The organism is Methylobacterium sp. WL119 (genome assembly GCF_008039875.1).
GTDB lineage: Bacteria > Pseudomonadota > Alphaproteobacteria > Rhizobiales > Beijerinckiaceae > Methylobacterium.
The window spans coordinates 17218-32859 of the sequence record NZ_VRUU01000055.1 but is presented as its reverse complement, the minus strand read 5'-3'; the positions used below and the strand labels follow the sequence as shown (position 1 = coordinate 32859).

Annotated in this window: 16 protein-coding genes; 8 read left to right on the top strand and 8 right to left on the bottom strand. The window is 72.9% G+C overall.

Annotated elements, in window-relative coordinates; all coding sequences use genetic code 11:
• From FV227_RS18470 to rfbA, 3 genes are all read left to right on the top strand, one after another.
• Positions 1–287 (top strand): GDP-mannose 4,6-dehydratase (locus FV227_RS18470; RefSeq protein ID WP_187274868.1); only part of this gene is annotated, 287 nt, incomplete at its 5' end.
• Positions 288–1187 (top strand): dTDP-4-dehydrorhamnose reductase, encoded by a 900-nt coding sequence (rfbD, locus tag FV227_RS18465; protein WP_147859630.1) that lies wholly within the window; start codon positions 288–290, stop codon positions 1185–1187.
• Positions 1184–2062, top strand: a complete 879-nt coding sequence (gene rfbA, locus FV227_RS18460) for a glucose-1-phosphate thymidylyltransferase RfbA (protein ID WP_147859629.1) — start codon at positions 1184–1186, stop codon at positions 2060–2062. The genes rfbD and rfbA overlap by 4 nt, the downstream gene beginning before the upstream one ends.
• A 30-nt stretch (positions 2063–2092) precedes the next feature.
• On the opposite strand, the gene FV227_RS18455 is transcribed toward rfbA, so the two are convergent.
• Positions 2093–2365 carry a hypothetical protein gene (locus FV227_RS18455; protein WP_147729422.1) on the bottom strand — a complete coding sequence of 91 codons (273 nt, stop codon included), beginning with the start codon at positions 2363–2365 and terminating at the stop codon, positions 2093–2095.
• Positions 2366–2548: 183 nt separating this feature from the next.
• Here FV227_RS18455 and FV227_RS18450 point away from each other — a divergent pair, with 183 nt between their 5' ends.
• The 4 genes from FV227_RS18450 to FV227_RS18435 all read left to right on the top strand — a co-directional run bounded on the left by FV227_RS18450 (position 2549) and on the right by FV227_RS18435 (position 7114).
• Complete coding sequence (locus FV227_RS18450) at positions 2549–3640, top strand: OpgC domain-containing protein (RefSeq protein ID WP_147729421.1); 1092 nt, start codon at positions 2549–2551, stop codon at positions 3638–3640.
• An 11-nt stretch (positions 3641–3651) separates the two neighbouring features.
• Positions 3652–4551, top strand: a complete 900-nt coding sequence (locus FV227_RS18445; RefSeq protein ID WP_147859632.1) for a GDSL-type esterase/lipase family protein — start codon at positions 3652–3654, stop codon at positions 4549–4551.
• A 95-nt stretch (positions 4552–4646) separates the two neighbouring features.
• Complete coding sequence (locus tag FV227_RS18440; RefSeq protein WP_147729723.1) at positions 4647–5993, top strand: lipopolysaccharide biosynthesis protein; 1347 nt, start codon at positions 4647–4649, stop codon at positions 5991–5993.
• A complete protein-coding gene (locus tag FV227_RS18435; protein WP_147859628.1) occupies positions 5990–7114 on the top strand; it encodes a GNAT family N-acetyltransferase in 1125 nt (374 codons plus the stop codon). Before FV227_RS18440 ends, FV227_RS18435 begins: the two co-directional genes overlap by 4 nt.
• 63 nt (positions 7115–7177) lie before the next feature.
• On the opposite strand, the gene FV227_RS18430 is transcribed toward FV227_RS18435, so the two are convergent.
• From FV227_RS18430 to FV227_RS18415, 4 genes are all read right to left on the bottom strand, one after another.
• Positions 7178–7621, bottom strand: a complete 444-nt coding sequence (locus tag FV227_RS18430) for a hypothetical protein (protein ID WP_244027673.1) — start codon at positions 7619–7621, stop codon at positions 7178–7180.
• Between the two features lie 67 nt (positions 7622–7688).
• Positions 7689–8009: a cytochrome c gene (locus FV227_RS18425; protein WP_147859627.1), complete on the bottom strand. Its 321-nt coding sequence runs from the start codon at positions 8007–8009 to the stop codon at positions 7689–7691.
• A 133-nt stretch (positions 8010–8142) separates the two neighbouring features.
• Complete coding sequence (locus FV227_RS18420) at positions 8143–9438, bottom strand: PQQ-dependent sugar dehydrogenase (RefSeq protein ID WP_147728825.1); 1296 nt, start codon at positions 9436–9438, stop codon at positions 8143–8145.
• A gap of 148 nt (positions 9439–9586) precedes the next feature.
• Positions 9587–11089, bottom strand: coding sequence for an NAD(P)/FAD-dependent oxidoreductase (locus tag FV227_RS18415; RefSeq protein WP_147728824.1), 1503 nt, complete (start codon positions 11087–11089; stop codon positions 9587–9589).
• A gap of 168 nt (positions 11090–11257) precedes the next feature.
• Between FV227_RS18415 and FV227_RS18410 the strand changes: the two genes are divergently transcribed.
• Entirely contained in the window at positions 11258–13048 is a 1791-nt protein-coding gene (locus tag FV227_RS18410) for a hypothetical protein (protein ID WP_147859626.1), read from the top strand.
• Between the two features lies 1 nt (position 13049).
• On the opposite strand, the gene FV227_RS18405 is transcribed toward FV227_RS18410, so the two are convergent.
• From FV227_RS18405 to FV227_RS18395, 3 genes are read right to left on the bottom strand one after another with little or no spacing between them, the layout of a single operon-like run.
• Positions 13050–13394, bottom strand: a complete 345-nt coding sequence (locus FV227_RS18405) for a hypothetical protein (RefSeq protein ID WP_243948459.1) — start codon at positions 13392–13394, stop codon at positions 13050–13052.
• Between the two features lie 38 nt (positions 13395–13432).
• Positions 13433–15133 (bottom strand): peptidase S10, encoded by a 1701-nt coding sequence (locus FV227_RS18400; RefSeq protein WP_246686528.1) that lies wholly within the window; start codon positions 15131–15133, stop codon positions 13433–13435.
• Positions 15134–15165: 32 nt separating this feature from the next.
• Entirely contained in the window at positions 15166–15618 is a 453-nt protein-coding gene (locus FV227_RS18395; protein WP_147728855.1) for a DNA polymerase III subunit chi, read from the bottom strand.
• Between the last annotated feature and the right edge of the window lie 24 nt (positions 15619–15642).

Sequence of the window (15642 nt, the reverse complement as noted above, 5' to 3'; positions counted from 1 at the left end):
TGTGCGCCGCCTTCGACCGGCTGCGGCCCGAGCACGCCCCGCACGCGCGGCTGATCGCCTTCGTCGCCGACCGGCCCGGGCACGACCGCCGCTACGCGATCGACCCGGGCAAGGCCGAGGCCGAGGTTGGCTGGGCGCCGTCCAAGACCTTCGAGCAGGCGCTGGAGGAGACCGTGCGCTGGTACCTCGACAACGCGGCCTGGTGGCGCCCGATCCGCGAGGGCCGCTACGCCGGCGAACGCCTCGGCCTCGCCCCGGCCGCGCCCGCCGCGACGGGCGGCGCCTGAATGGACATCCTCGTTCTCGGCGGCGCCGGGCAGGTCGGCACCGAGCTGCAGGCCTACGCCTGGCCGGACGGCGTCCGGGTCCACGCGCCCGACCGCGCCGCCCTCGACATCACCGATGCGGAGGCGGTGGCGGCCCGGATGGCGGAGCGCCCCTGGGGCGCGGTGATCAACACGGCCGCCTACACCGCGGTCGACAGGGCCGAGGCCGAGCCGGTGGCCGCCTGGCGCCTCAACGCGCTGGCGCCGGCGATCCTGGCCGCCGAGACCGCGCGCCACGCCGTCCCGCTGGTGCAGGTCTCGACCGACTACGTCTTCGACGGCACGCGCGACGGCGCCTACCGGCCCGACAACCCGATCGCGCCGCGCAGCGTCTACGGCGCGAGCAAGGCCGGGGGCGAGCTGGCGGTGCGGGCCGGCAACCCGCGCCACGCCATCCTGCGCACCGCCTGGGTGGTGAGCCCGCACCGGGGCAACTTCGTGAAGACGATGCTGCGGCTGTCCGCCGAGCGCGACCGGCTCACCGTGGTCGACGACCAGCACGGCTGCCCGACCTCGGCCGCCGACCTCGCCGCGGCGCTGGCCGCCGTCGCCCTGCGGATGGCGGGCGACGCGGGGGCGCCGACCGGCACCTTCCATTGCGTCAACGCCGGGACGACCACCTGGCACGGTTTTGCGCAAGCCATCGTCGCCGGCAGCGCCCGCCGCGGTGGGCGCTCCGTGCCGGTCGCGGGCATCCCGACCAGCGCCTACCCGACCCCGGCCCGGCGGCCGGCGAACTCGGCGCTGTCGACCGAGAGCCTGAACGCCGCCTACGGCATCGCGATGCGGCCGTGGCAACAAGCACTCGACACCATTCTCGACCGGCTGATCGGGCCGGTCACCACGGAGGCCTTCCGATGAAGGGCATCATCCTGGCCGGCGGCTCCGGCACGCGGCTGCACCCGGCGACGCTGTCGATCAACAAGCAGCTGCTGCCGGTCTACGACAAGCCGATGATCTACTACCCGGTCTCGGTGCTGATGCTGGCCGGCATCCGCGAGATCCTGATCATCTCCAGCCCCGAGCACCTCGACAACTACAAGCGCCTGTTCGGCACCGGCGAGCAGTTCGGGCTGCGCTTCGCCTACGCGGTGCAGCCCAAGCCCGAGGGGCTGGCGCAGGCCTTCCTCATCGGCCGCGAGTTCGTCGGCGACGATTCCGTCGCCTTGATTCTCGGCGACAACCTGTTCTTCGGCGCCGGCATGACCGAGCTGCTGGCGCGCGCCGCCGAGCGCAAGGCGGGGGCGACGGTATTTGCCTACCACGTCGAGAACCCGCAGGCCTACGGCGTGGTCACGCTCGACGCGGCCGGGCGGCCGTTGCGGCTGGTCGAGAAGCCGGCCGAGCCGGAATCGACCTGGGCGGTGACCGGCCTGTACTTCTACGACAATCAGGTGCTCGACATCGCCGCCGCGGTGACGCCCTCGGCGCGGGGCGAGCTCGAGATCACCTCGGTCAACGAGGCCTATCTCGAGCGCGGCCAGCTCCACGTCGAGAAGATGTCCCGCGGCTACGCCTGGCTCGACACCGGCACGCACGACAGCCTGCTCGAGGCTTCCGAGTTCGTGCGCACGATCCAGCACCGCCAGGGGCTGCAGGTCGCCTGCCTGGAGGAGATCGCGTTCGAGCAGGGCTTCATCGGCCACGAGCAGCTCGTCGCCCGCGGCGAGCTGTTCAAGAAGACCGCCTACGGACAGAACCTGTTGCGATTGGCACGCGAGAACCCGGCGGCGTGAACTCGGGTTCAGTGAACCGCCGGGCCGCCGTCACTGCTTGCTGCAGCCGATGCAGATGCCGCGCATGAGCTGATCGTCCTTCTTCTCGTTGGCCGTCCGCGTCTCCCGGTCGCCCAATCTGCCCTCGCCGGCGGCGCCCGGGCGCGGAACGGTCTGGCCGACGCTCGAGGTGTTCGGCGCGGTGATCGTCGTGGTCGGCCCGCCGCCCGTGCCCGTCTGGGCCTGGGCGAGCGCTTGGCCCGACCATGACGCGGCCACAGCGGCGGCGAGGGCGAAAGCGGAAATTCCGTGGGTTCTGGACATCGTCGGCTCCTTGTCCCGGCGTAACGCGGGCGACGGCGTGTCGGTTCGACCCGCGGGGCGGGGCGTCTGCGGCGCACCTTTGCAGTCGGGCCTGCGCCGCCGTATCAGGACCGGCCTTCGCCGCGTCGCGACGCGCCGCCGGCGGACGAACCCGCACGCCGAACTTCCGGAGCCGACACCGCGATGCGGGAACCGAACGCGATCGATTTCTGGCGCGGGCTCGCCCTGGTCACGATCTTCATCAATCACGTCCCCGGCAACACCTTCGAGCGCTACACCTACTCGCAGTACGGCATCTCGGACGCGGCCGAGCTGTTCGTGTTCCTGGCCGGCTGGTCGATCGGCATCGCCACCCGCGGCCGCGACGGCACGCCCGAGCCGCGGCTGCGCTCGGTGCTGCGCCTCCTGTCGCGCACCATCGAGGTCTACCGGGCGCAGCTCGCCGTGATGGTGATCGCGCTGGCGATGATCGCCGGCACCGCGCTGGTCTTCGACAACCCGCTGATCCTCGAATGGCACAATGCCGGCGGGTTCTTCGCCGACCCGATCCAAACCGTCGTCGGCATGGTGCTGCTCACCCACCAGCTCGGGTTCTTCAACATCCTGCCGCTCTACGTGGTGCTGCTCGGGATCGCCCCGGTCTTCGTGCTGATCGCCAGAGAGAGCCGGCTCCTCGCCCTCGGGCTCTCGGCCGGCCTCTACCTCGCCAGCCTCGTCGAGGAGTGGAACCTGCCGTCCTGGCCCGGGCAGGGCGACTGGTTCTTCGATCCGTGGTGCTGGCAGCTGCTCCTGGTGCTCGGCTTCGTCCTGCAGGACTGGAACCGCACCTCGGGCACGCTGCGGCTGTGGTCGCGCCGCCTGTTCCCCCTCGGGATCGCGATCGTCGTCCTCGGGATCGTGCTCTCGGTGCTGGAGATCCGCCCCGATCCGATGCTGGTCCCGGACCCGCGACTGCTGTTCAGCTTCGACAAGACCTACTTGACGCCGGCGCGCCTGTTACATTTCGTGGGCGTCCTTCTCGCATTCGGCCCGGTCTACGGTATCATCGCGCCCCGCATCCCCTTGATTGTCGGGTATCTTGCGAGCCTGGGCCGGAATTCCCTGGCCGTGTTCTCCATGGGATCGATCTTGAGCCTCGGCGGCCAGCTCCTGCGCTTTCGGACCGGCGGCGGATTGATCGTCGACATGATCGTGCTCGCCGTCGGCATCGTCGGCCTCGGCGCGACCGCGTGGTTCGTGGAATGGCGCGGCCGAAAAGTCCGGGTGGCGTCGTGAGGGCCGCCGCGATGCGCCGGATCGCCGCCGCCCTGCTCCTCGGCCTCATCGCGAGCGCCCCCGCGGATGCGCAGGACGCCCCCCGCGAGGCCGCGCCCCGGTCGAGCGGCGCTCCCATGATCGTGTCCCCGCCCTCCGGCGCCGCGGCCAAGGAGGCGGAGCCCGCCGATCCCAGCCTGTCGCCCGAATGCCGCGTGCCGGGCTCGCAGCTCTACACGCTGGCCCAGCTCGAGGCGGTGAAGGCGGCGATCCTGAAGAAGCGCCCGGTGCGGGTGCTCGCCATCGGCGGCAATGCCGCGCCCGGCGCGTCCGCGACCTACCCGGTCAAGCTCGAGACGGCGCTGGAGCGCGCGATGCCCAACGTCGACGTAGTGATGGAGTATCGCGGCCTCCAGGGCGAGATCGCCTCGGGCGCGGCGGAGCGCCTGCGCAGCATGGTGGCCGACGTCGAGCCGGACCTCGTGATCTGGCAGGTGGGTACCCACGACGCCCTCGCCCGGGTCGAGCTCGACGCCTTCACCGACGCCCTCACAGAGACCGTGAGGTGGATCAAGTCGCACGACATCGACGTGGTCCTGGTCGATCCGCTCTACACCGCCAGCCTCGCCGCCGACGCGTACTACACCAGCATCGTCCAGTCGGTGCGCACCGTGGCGACGAATGAGAAGGTGCCGCTGGTGCTGCGCTACGACGCGATGCGCTACCTCGCCGGGCGCAGCGACAAGGGCGAGGGCCACATGCTCGGCCAGCAATTCCGGCTGAACGACCTCGGCCTGCGCTGCATGGCCGAGCATGTCAGCCGGGCGATCACGCTGTCGCTGCAGCAGCCCGACGCCACCGGCAGCGCGGCCGCGCCGCCGCGCGAGACGTCCGGCACCCTGGGCGCGGCGGTCGCGCCCCCCAGGCCGTGACGGCGCCGGCCCATTAACCCCGCCGCAACGGGGCCCGGGTTAGGGCTCGGGTCCGATCCGCGCGGTGCGGAACCGCGCGGTCGAGGGAGGCGGAGATGGCGGCGGCGACCCTCGGCTCGGCCGTCCGCCGCCTGCGCATCGCCGCGACCGGCCCGGCCCGCACCGCCCTCGACGTGTTCGCGATCCGCATCGCCTCGGCCGGTTTCGCCTACGGCGCGCAGGTGCTCACCGCCCGCCTGATGGGCTGGCAGGAATACGGCGTCTTCGCCACGGTCTGGGTCTGGACCGCGATGATCGGCCATTCGGTGACGCTCGGCCTGTCGCAGGGCGCCTGCCGCTTCCTGCCGGTGGACCAGGCCCGCGGCGACCTCGACCACGCCCGCGGCTACCTCGTGGCCGGCGCCGTCGCGATCGGCGGTGCGGCCCTGGCCGTCGCGCTGCTCGGAGCCGCGGTGCTGACGCTGTGGCCGGGCTGGGTCGCCGGGCCCTACCGCGCGCCGCTCCTCGTCGCGGCGCTCGTATTGCCGCTGTTCGCGCTCCAGGATTACTTGGAAGGCCTCGCCCGCAGCCAGAACTGGGCGGTGCTGGCGATCGCGCCGCCCTACCTGCTGCGCCAGACCGTGATGATGGTCGCGATGGTCGCCGCGATCCTGCTCGGCGCGCCGGCCGAGGCCTGGGTGGCGATGGCCTGCATGCTCGCAGCCGCGATCCTCGCCGTCGCGATCCAGGCCGGGCTGGTGCTGGCGCGGATGGCGCGCACGCTGCCCCGGGGCCCGCGCCGCTACCGCTGGCGGCACTGGCTCGGCGCCAGCCTGCCGATCGCGCTGATCGACCTGGCCAATGCCGGCTTCACCTTCGTCGACGTCGTCGTGCTCGGCTTCCTGATGCCGCCCTCCGCCGTCGGCCTGTACTTCGCCGCGACGCGGATCCAGCAGTTCGTCGTGTTCGTCCATTTCGCCGCCGTCGCCGCCACCGCGCAGCGCTTCAGCGCGGCGCACGCGGTCGGCGACCGGGACACGCTCGCCTGGCTGGTGCGCCTGCAGGGCCGCGGCACGTTGGCCGCCACCGCCCTGGTGGCGCTCGGGGTCGTCGCCGCGAGCCCGCTGCTGCTGGCGATGTTCGGGCCGCAATTCTCCGACAGCATCCCGATCCTCGCGGTACTGGCCGCCGGCAGCGTCGCGGCGAGCCTGTTCGGCCCGGGCGAGGACCTGTTGACCATGCTCGGCGGCGAGCGGCTCTGCGCCGGCATCACGCTGGCGATGCTGGCGGTGGCGGTCGGCGCCTGCCTCGTCCTCGTGCCGCCGCTCGGGGTGATCGGGGCAGCGCTGGGGATGGCGCTGACCACGGTCCTGCGGGCCGGCATCCTCGCGCTGGCGGCGCGGCGCGTGCACGGCCTCGCGACCCCGGTCTGGGCCGGCCTTTTCGCGATGGGCGCCCGATGATCCGGGTCGCATCGCCCGTCCCCGCGATCGAGGCCGGGCCGTCCGACGCGCCGCGTCCCGAAGAATGGGACGACCTGTTCGGCCGCGCGCGGGCGCCGCATCCGCATTACGCGCGCCACGTCGTGGAAGCGCACCAGCGGGCGGGCCTCGGCGCCGAGGCCCTGCGTTTCGTCACCGTCCGCCGCGAGGGACGGCTCGAGGCCGCCCTGCCCTACCGGATGGTGCGCGATCTCAGCGGCCTCGGCGGGCGCGTCGCGCGGCCCTTCCTCTCGCCCTTCGTCACCGCGACGGCGCCCCTCGTCGCCGACGGGCCGGATGCGGTGTTCGACGCCCTCGTCGCGGGCCTCGGCGCGGCCTCGGGCGGGCGCGCCTGGCGCTGGCCGCTGCTGTCCCTCGACGGGCCGGCCGGTGCCGGGCTCGTCGCCGCCATGGACCGCGCCGGCTGGCGCCGGGCCACGGTGGCCGCCTTCGAGCGCCCGGTGCTAGACCGGCGCGCGAGCCACGACGCCTTCCTCGCCAGCCACCCGCACAGGGCCCGCCTGAAGGACCTGCGCCGCCGCGCCAAGCGCTTGAGCGAGGCCGGCGCGGTGACGTTCGAGACGGTGGCCTCCGGCCCGGGCCTGGAGCGGGCGGTCGCCGCCTTCCTCGCACTGGAGCGCGCGGGCTGGAAGGGCGCGACCGGCTCGGCGATGGCCTGTCGCCCGGAGCACGCGGCCTTCGCGTGCGCGCTGTTCGGGCCGACGCACGGGCCCGTCCGGGCGCGCGCCGACATCCTGGCCGTCGACGGCAGGCCGGTCGCGATCAGCCTCGCGCTCACCGGCGGCGGCACCGCGACGCTGCTGAAGACCGCCTACGACGAGGACCGGCGCGCCTGCGCCCCGGGCCTGCTGCTCGAAGCTGAGATCGTGCGCGCCTGCCACGAGACCGCCTTCGCCGACCGGCTTGATTCGGCGACGCTCGCGGGCTCGGCCCTGGAAAGCCTGTATCGCGAGCGCGAGCGCGTCGCCGAGATCATCGCGATGCCGCCGGGCCGCGACGCGCTCTCGCTGGAGCGGCGCGTCCGCCTCGCCCGCTTCGAGCACCGCGCCCGCGACGCGGCGCGGCGGCGCCTCGGCCGCTGAGGCGTCTTCTTTGCAGTCGCGTTTTCTTCACGCGATCCGGCCTCCATCGCGCTCGAAAACGCGTCACGTGCGCCGGCGGTGCCGGCCGTCGAAGAAGGCGGGGTCCGTCAGCCCGGCGGCGAGCACGCCGAACAGCCCGAGATGCAGGCCGAGCGCGGCGGCGCCGACGCTCTGCAGCGACCACAGCGGGAGGGCGCCGCCCGCCATCAGCGCCGGGCCCGCGACGTAGGCGACCGCCCGCCAGCCCGAGGCCGGCTGCCCGAGGCGCCACCAGCACGCGGCGAGCGCCATCGCGGCGAAGCCGCCCTTGATCACGGCCATGGCGCGGATCACCCGCACCAGATCGGGATCGATCGCCGTCGCCGGGGCGCGCGCGACGATCAAGCCCGCGGCGGCGAGCGCCAGGACGGTGCCGAGGGCGAGCAGCCCGCGCGACGCCGGCATGGCCGGCCATGCGCGCTGGCGAAAGGCCGACGCCTCCGGGCGCGGCATCGTCGACGTCCACATCGGAAACCTCCGCGTCGTTCGATCGGGATAGGGCGACGGGGCGCCGGGCGAAAGCCGCCTCGGGACCTCAGCCCGGCGGGATCACCTCGATCTGCAGGCCGCCGTAATAGGCCGCGAGGTTGGCGATGTCGGCGTCCGACAGGTCCTTCGCCACGACCGACATCACCGGGTTCTGCCGCGTCCCGTCGCGGTACTCTGTCAGCGCCTTCACCAGGTAGATCTCGACTTGGCCGGCGAGGTTGGGGGCCTCGGGCAGCTTCGAGAGCCCGTCCATGCCGTGGCAGGCCTGGCAGGCGGTGGCCCGCTTGCGCCCGGCGGCGGCATCGCCCGCTTGGACGGCGACGGGCGCGAGGGCGAGGATCAGGGCGAGGAGGGATGGGCGGAGCATGGGGTGACCGGAAGCATTCTCGGGGGGACTCAGACAGCGCGTGCGCCGCGCTGGGCGACGCAGGCTCGGCGCGTTCTCCCTCCCCCTACGCGGGGGAGGGAAGAGGGTGCACGGCCCTCGACGGCCGATCGCCCTATTTCGCGTCGCCTTCGTACGAGATCCGGTAGATCGCCCCGGCCGCATCGTCGGAGACCAGGAGCGAGCCGTCGAGCAGCACCGCGACGTCCACGGGGCGGCCGAGATACTCGCCGTCGCCGGTCAGCCAGCCCTCGGCGAAGGGCTTGGGCGCGCCGACCTTGCCGTCGGAGACGGGCGCGAACATGATCCGCGCGCCCACCGGCTCGGTGCGGTTCCACGAGCCGTGCTCGGCGATGAAGAGGCCGCCGCGATAGGCCTGGGGGAACTGCTTGCCGTTGTAGAAGGTCAGCCCGAGATCGGCCGCGTGCGGCGGCAGCTCGGCCGCCGGCGCGACGGCGTCGGCCGGCGGCGTCTGGTCCTTGTACTCGACGGTGCGGACGGCGCCGCCGCCGAACCACGGGAAGCCGAAGTTCTCGCCGGCCTTTGTCGCGTGGTTGAGCTCGCCCGGCGGCTTGTCGTCGCCCATGCCGTCGACCTGGTTGTCGGTGAACCACAGCGTCTTGTCGGCCGCGAAGTCGATGCCGACGGAGTTGCGGATGCCGGTGGCGTAGACCTCGCGGTTCTTGCCGTCGGCGTCCACGCGCACGATGCCGCCGATGCCGTGCGTCCGGTACAGCTCGAGCTTCTCCGGCGCCGGCACGTTGTAGGGCTGGCCCAGCGCGATGTAGGTCTTGCCGTCGGGCCCGACGCGGCAGACCCGGGCGGTGTGGTTGTAGCTCTCTTCCCCAGCCGGGATCAGCTCGCCCTGCTTGACGACGATGCCGGCGGCGACGTCCGGGTTCTCGTAGAAGAACTCCGCCGCGGGGAAGGACAGCACCCGGTTCTGCTCGACGACCGTCAGCACGCCGTCCTTCGAGAAGCAGACGCCGTTGGGGATCTTGAAGTCGATGCCCGGCGCGAAGGCGCGGACCTCGTCGGCGACCCGGTCCTTGTCGCGGTCGGTGACGGTGTAGACCTTGGTCTTGCGGGTGCCGACGAACAGCACGCCGGCATTGGGGCCGACCGCGATCGAGCGGGCGTCGGGCACGATCGCGTAGACGTCGATCTTGAAGCCCTCGGGCAGCTTGATCCTGCCGAGCGTCTTGCGGATGGCGTCGGCCTTGCGCCCGGTCTGCGGGATCTCGGGCGCGGGCGCCGTGTTCGTGCTCTTGAAGCCCTGCAGCTTCTCCAGGTCGTCCGCCTTCGCCTTGGTCTCGGCGGGGGACGCGCCCTGCGCCAGGGCGGAGGTCGCGAATCCCGAGGTCGCGACGGCCGCGCTCGACAGGAGCGCGGCGAGAATCACCGATCGCATGGGGACCGATCGCATGGGGCTTGCCTCCCGAAACCGCCCCTGCAACCGGGCGTTGGCGGGAAGTGTATGCCGCGCGCCCGCATCGGCAAGGCCGCGTCGTGACGCGGCCGCATCACTGTCTTGGCAAACGCCCCTCGCCCCTGTCGCCTCAGGCGACCTTGCGCGGCACCAGCCGCTCGCTGCCGAGGGCGGCCTGCGCCCCCGATACGCCGGCCTCGGTGTACTCGGCATCCTCGTTGACCCGCCAGACGTCGTGGCGGCGATGGCCCGCGACGATGTTCTCGACGGTGAGCATCGCCGTCATCATCGCGTGGTCCTGGTTGTTGTACTTGTGCATGCCGTTGCGGCCGACGAGGTGCAGCGTCGGGAAGTCCCGCTCCAGCTCCATCCGCACCAGCGCGACGTTCTCGGCATAGGTCTCGTCGTAGACCGGGTAGGCCTTGGGCTGGCGCACGACGCAGGCGTCGACCACGTCGGCCGGGTCGATCAGGCCGATCTGCCCGATCTCGCGCTTGGCCAGAGCGACGAGGTCGGCATCGCTCGCGGTCCAGAGGCCGTCGCCCTCGAAGCAGAAATATTCGAGCCCGAGGCAGGTATGGGCCTCGTCGGGCACCATCTCGGGCGACCACGAGCGGAAGTTCTGCACCCGCCCGACCTGCACCGAGGGATCGTGGATGTAGATCCAGTTGTCGGGGAAGTTCTTCTGCGACTTGGCGATCAGCGCCACCGTGACGAAGTCGCGATACTGCAGCGCGCGCGCCTGGAAGGTGCTGATCGACCGCGGCGTGATCGCGTCCACGAGCTCGCGCACCGGCGCCGAGGAGATCACGTGGCGCGCGGTGAAGGTCTCGCGCGTGCCGTCGCCGCGAACCGCCGCGACGCGCCACAGGCCGGCAGCGGGGTCGAACGACAGGCCGTCGACGCCGCGGTCGAGCAGAACCCTGCCGCCCTGCGCGGCGATCTTCTCCGCCGCCGCCTCCCACATCATGCCGGGGCCGCGGCGGGGATAGCGGAACGACTCGATCAGCGTCTTGATCACCGGCTCGCCGGCCTTGGGCTTCGCCCGGATCCCGAGGGAGCGCTTCAGCGCGTCGCGGATGGCGGCGCCGAGGTCGAGGCCCTTGATGCGCTGCGCGGCCCAGTCGGCCGAGATCGCGTCGCAGGACATGCCCCAGACCTTCTCGGTGTAGGTCTTGAAGAAGATCGAGAACAGCTTCTCGCCGAACTGGTTGCGGACCCAGCCGTGGAAGTGCTTCGGCGCGGCGATCGGCCGGGCGCGGGCGTAGAGGTAGGACAGCACGCAGGCGGTGCTGGTGAGCAGCCCGAGATTGCGCAGGGCCTCGAAGGCCTTCAGCGGGTAGGCGTAGTACTTGCCCTGATAGTAGATCCGCGACAGGCGCGGCCGCTCGATGAAGTCGTCGGGCAGGAGCTCGTCCCAGAGGTCGACCACGGCCTTCGACTTCGAGAAGAAGCGGTGGCCGCCGATGTCGAACAGGTAGCCGTTGTGGCTCACCGTGCGCGAGATGCCGCCGACCTGGGTCGAGTCGCGCTCCAGCACGGTGACGTCGCGACCCTGCTTCGACAGCAGGTAGGCCGCGGTGAGCCCGGCGGGGCCGCCGCCGATCACCAGCGTCTCGGTGTGGTGACTCATCCGCTGCCCCGACCCGTCCTGAACGGGCGGAGCCTGCGCCCGACGTGGTTAAGGAAACCTCCCATGGCGACGGCCTTGACCGCCCGTTAAGCGCGTTCGCGGCAGGGTCGCGCGAGCGGAACGAGACCCGTCGCGGCCGGAGCGGCCGGCGGGCACCGGAGAGGCGCGATGGCGGCCACAGCTTCGTTTCCGGCCCGGAAGCCGGCACGCCTCGATGCGGGGACGATCCTGTGGCTGCTGGTGCTGTTCTGCGCCGTCACGCTGTATCCGCCGGGCGACGTGATCGAGACGATCCGGCACCTGCGCGTGCCCGACACCGACGACGCGATGCGCCTCGTCGAGGCGCGCGACCTCGCCGCCGGCCAGGGCTGGTACGACAACGTCCAGTACCGCTTCCTGCCGCCGGGCGGCGTGCCGAGCCACTGGTCGCGCCTGCTCGACGCGCCGCTGGCCGGCCTGCTCCTCGTCTTGACGCCCCTGCTCGGCTCCGGGCTCGCCGAGGGGATCGTCGCGGCGTTCTGGCCGCCGCTGCTGTTCGTGGTCTACGCCGCGGTGCTGTGGACCGGCGTGCGCACGACCTTCGGCAAGCGGGCGGCGGTGCTGGCGCTGCTCGCCGCGACCCAGACCTTCGGCGTCACCGTGCAGTTCGCCGCCGGCCGGATCGATCACCACAACCTCCAGATGATCGCGATCCTCGGGATGGCCATCGGCCTGATCCGTGGCGGCGGCCGGGCCGGAGCCGGAGCCGGGGCGCTGGCGGCCCTGTCGCTGGCGATCGGGCTCGAGGGCCTGCCCTCCGTCGCGCTCGGCGCGCTGTTCGCCGTCGGCGACTGGGTGCTTCGCGGGCGCCCCGCCCTGCCGGCCTTCCTCGGCTTCGGGATCGGCCTCGGGCTGGCGGCGCCGCTGCTGTTCGGGGCGCAGACCGCGCCGCATCTCTGGGGCGCGACCGCCTGCGACGCGCTCTCGCCGCCCTGGCTCTGGCTGGCGGCCGGCGGCGGCGCGGCCGCGCTCGCTTGCGCCGGGCTCGACCGCCGGGTCGGCTCCGTCGGCGGCCGCCTCGCGGCCGTCGCGGCCACCGGCGCCGTCCTCGTCGGCGGCTTCGCCCTCCTGTTCCCGGTCTGCCTCGGCGGCCCGTTCCCGGGGATGACGCCGCTGGTCCGCGACCGCTGGCTGCTCACGGTGAACGAGATGTCCTCGGTGCCGAAATTCCTCGCCGGCCGGCGGTGGGAGGTGCTGGTCTACTATCCGGTGCTGGCGCTGGCGGCGCTCGCGGCGACCTGGGCGGCGTTCCGGGGACCGGCGGCGCATCGGCGCGCCTACGGCGTCGCGGCTCTGCTGCTGTGGCCGGGGCTGGTCATCGGCTGGTTCCAGTTCCGCGGAATCTACGTTGCCTCCGGGTTGATCCCACTGGTGGCGGGTCCGGCGCTCGCCCGCGGCCTGGCGCTGGCGGCCGACCGCGCCGCCGCGCCGCGCCTGCGCCTCGGCCTCGCCGCGCTCGGGGTCGGGCTCATCAGCACCGCCTGGATGATCCCGGTCGTGGTGGCCGGCCTGATCCGGGACGGCGGCGACACGTCCGCCACGGCCGCGAGCTTCGCCTGCCAGGCCGACGACGCGGTGACGCCGCTGGCGGCCCTCCCCCCCGGCACCGTGCTGGCGCCGATCGTGATGGGGCCCTCGATCCTGATGCGGACGCCGCACGCGGTGGTCGCCGCACCGTATCACCGGGCGGTTCCAGGGCTCACCGCGGCGATCGAAGGGCTCGGCGGCAGCGAGGGCGACCTGCGGCGGCAGGTGGCGGCGCACGGCGTCCGCTACGTGGTCGCCTGCCGGGTACGGCCGGAGGCGGATCTCGACGGCCCCGCCTTCGCCACGCGGCTGATGCGCGGCGAGGCGCAGGCCGACTGGCTCAAGCGGCTGCCGCTCGGCGGCGACGTCCTCGCGGTGTGGCGCGTGCGCTGAGCTACTTCACCACGCGGTCGAGCTTGTTGTTGACGAAGAAGTACAGCTCCTTCGCGCCGGGCTCGGTGTAGAGCACCTGAACCTCGCGGCCGGCGCGGCCTTCCCCGACCAGCACGTCCACCGGCGGGCGGCCCTTCAGCCGCACGAGGTCGCACTCGCCGATGCCCGGCTCGATCGCGGCGGCGCTCGCCGGGGCCGGACCGGTGCAGGATCCGTCCGGCGCGAGCACCGGGCCGGTGAAGGTCGCCGCCGCGGGCACGCGCGGCGGGATCGGCACGATCTCCGAGGGCGCGGGCGGGGATGTCCGCTCGGTCACGGTGCAGGCGCCGAGGAGGGCGGCCGCGATCAGGCCGGCGCCGGCGAGGGTCCGCAGATCTGGCAACGTCACGGCGCCTCCTTGCGCTGCGGGTTCGGGGCCGTCGCCTCGCGCGCCTTCAGCGCGGCGGCGTAGAGGGCGGAGACGTCGCGCTTGAACGCCGCCCGGGCATCGGGGCGGGAATAGAACATATGCCCGCCGGGGTACACCGCCAGCGAGAGCCGCGGCTCCGCCCCGTAGGACGGGATCTGGTCGATCAGTAGCTTGGAGGCGAAGTACGGCGTCACCAGGTCGGTGAAGCCGTGCGCCACCAGCACGCGGACGTTGCCGTCGAGCGCCAGCACGCCGCGCAAGGCGCCGACCGCCTCCGGCGCGGAGCGGCCGCCGCCCCAGCTCCAGCCTCGGTTCACGGCCGTGTTCAGGAGCTCGTAGCGCAGGTTCGTCACCCGCCAGTTCAGCGTCTTCGCGTAGAGGTCGATCATCGCGCTGGTGAGCGGCGCCTGGAGCGCGGTGAGTAGCGGGTCGTCGAAGCCGGAATGCGCCGCGGTCGGGTCGGGGTCCCATCCCGAGACGCCGGTGTCGTAAGCGCTGGCGACGCGGCCCGACGCGCGGTCGACCTCGCGCTGGACGCTGCTCGAGGACAGCCGGCCGCCCTGCGCCTTGACGAAGGCCGGGTCGAGCCCGGTCAGCGCGGCGACGCGCTCGGTCAGGCGCGCCACCGCCGACGCGTCGTCGGGCCCCTTGAGCAGGTCGGCGAGGTAGGCACCGGTGGCGTAGCGCTCAGTGTCGGCCAGGGTCTCGCGAGTCGGCACGGTGCCGGCCCGCTCCAGGGCGCCGGCCGCGTAGGAGGGCAGCCGCAGGACGTTGCCCCAGGGGTTGGCGCGCGGGGGCGCCAGGGTGCCGAAATCGAGCACCGGCGACAGCAGCACGAGGCCCGACAGGCCGACGCCGATGTCCTCCTGCAGCTTGGCCGCGATGAGCGGTCCCCGGAAGCCGCCGTAGCTCTCGCCGACGTAGAATTTCGGGTCGCCCATCCGGGTGTTGACGCGCAGGTAGCGGGCGATCGCCGCCGACAGCACCGAGGCGTCCGACTCCACGCTCCAATACGCCTTGCCGTCGCCGTCCGCGGCGCGGCTGTAGCCGGTGCCGACCGGGTCGATGAAGACGAGGTCGGTGAAGTCGAGCCAGGTGCCGTCGTTCGGCACCAGCGCGACCGAGCGCGACGGGCTGATGCTCGCGCCGTCGGCCGGCAGGCGCCACGGCCCGATCGCGCCGATGTTCAGGTAGGCGGAGGCCGCCCCCGGCCCGCCGTTGATCGCGAAGGTGATCGGCCGCACCGTCCCGGCCGCCGCGGGCCGGGTGTAGGCGACGAAGGCGATCTCGGCCTGCAGCTTGCCCGATTCGTCGACCAGCGGCAGGCTGCCCGCGGTCGCGGTGAAATCGAGCTTCTGGCCGTTGGGAAGCGTGACGCTCTGCTCGGTGGTGACGTCGGGCGGGAGCTTCTTTCCCTCCGGCGCGCGCGCCTCGGTGGGCCCGCGCTGCGGCGCCTGGGCCGCCGCCGCAAGCGGGACGATCGCGAAGAGAAGCGCGACGAGTGCCGCGAACCCCCTCCCCCCTCTGCGGGGGAGGGTGGCCCTCGCGTCAGCGAGGGCCGGGAGAGGGGCGCGACCTCTTCGGATACGGCGCTCCCCTCTCCCCCTCTGCTCCGCAGGGTACCCGCCCCCGCAAAGGGGAGAGGGAAGAACGCGCGCCATTTTCATGATCGGCATGGTCGGTCCTGCATTCCAGTCGCGGGGGAGCGTCACGCCTTCTTCAGCCAGCGGCCGCCGTCGTCCTGCTGCCAGTAGGCGACCGCGTGGCCGGCGGCCTTGGCGGCCTTCCACTGCTCGCGGGCGCGCAGGAGCGCATCCTGGTCGGTGCCGTCGAACAGCACGCAGATCCGCTCGTAGTCGCCCGCATCCGGCGGCAGGTCCGCACCCTCTACGAGGAAGCGGATCGCGGCGGCGTTGGGGTTGGTGTCGCGCAAGGTCAGCACCACCGGCTGGCTCGCCGCGTCGGGCTCGCGATCGGTGCCGTGGGGCAGGAAGCTGTCGTCGCGGAAGGTCCAGAGGTGATCGTCCAGCGCCTGGAGCCGTTCCTCGCTCGCCGCCTGGATCGCCGCCTGCCAGCCGCGCTCGCGCGACTTCTCGACGAGGTTCGGCAGCACCGCTTCGAGCGGCTGGTTCTGGAGATGGTAGAAGAGGATGTCCGTCACGCCCGCTCAGATAGGCCGCTGGGC

What these genes read in the sequence shown, in the direction of transcription:
- rfbD (WP_147859630.1), top strand. Translation starts at nt 288, where the DNA reads ATGGACATCCTCGTTCTCGGCGGCGCCGGGCAGGTCGGCACCGAGCTG.
- rfbA (WP_147859629.1), top strand. Translation starts at nt 1,184, where the DNA reads ATGAAGGGCATCATCCTGGCCGGCGGCTCCGGCACGCGGCTGCACCCG.
- FV227_RS18455 (WP_147729422.1), bottom strand. Translation starts at nt 2,365, where the DNA reads ATGTCCAGAACCCACGGAATTTCCGCTTTCGCCCTCGCCGCCGCTGTG.
- FV227_RS18450 (WP_147729421.1), top strand. Translation starts at nt 2,549, where the DNA reads ATGCGGGAACCGAACGCGATCGATTTCTGGCGCGGGCTCGCCCTGGTC.
- FV227_RS18445 (WP_147859632.1), top strand. Translation starts at nt 3,652, where the DNA reads ATGCGCCGGATCGCCGCCGCCCTGCTCCTCGGCCTCATCGCGAGCGCC.
- FV227_RS18440 (WP_147729723.1), top strand. Translation starts at nt 4,647, where the DNA reads ATGGCGGCGGCGACCCTCGGCTCGGCCGTCCGCCGCCTGCGCATCGCC.
- FV227_RS18435 (WP_147859628.1), top strand. Translation starts at nt 5,990, where the DNA reads ATGATCCGGGTCGCATCGCCCGTCCCCGCGATCGAGGCCGGGCCGTCC.
- FV227_RS18430 (WP_244027673.1), bottom strand. Translation starts at nt 7,621, where the DNA reads ATGTGGACGTCGACGATGCCGCGCCCGGAGGCGTCGGCCTTTCGCCAG.
- FV227_RS18425 (WP_147859627.1), bottom strand. Translation starts at nt 8,009, where the DNA reads ATGCTCCGCCCATCCCTCCTCGCCCTGATCCTCGCCCTCGCGCCCGTC.
- FV227_RS18420 (WP_147728825.1), bottom strand. Translation starts at nt 9,438, where the DNA reads ATGCGATCGGTGATTCTCGCCGCGCTCCTGTCGAGCGCGGCCGTCGCG.
- FV227_RS18415 (WP_147728824.1), bottom strand. Translation starts at nt 11,089, where the DNA reads ATGAGTCACCACACCGAGACGCTGGTGATCGGCGGCGGCCCCGCCGGG.
- FV227_RS18410 (WP_147859626.1), top strand. Translation starts at nt 11,258, where the DNA reads ATGGCGGCCACAGCTTCGTTTCCGGCCCGGAAGCCGGCACGCCTCGAT.
- FV227_RS18400 (WP_246686528.1), bottom strand. Translation starts at nt 15,133, where the DNA reads ATGCCGATCATGAAAATGGCGCGCGTTCTTCCCTCTCCCCTTTGCGGG.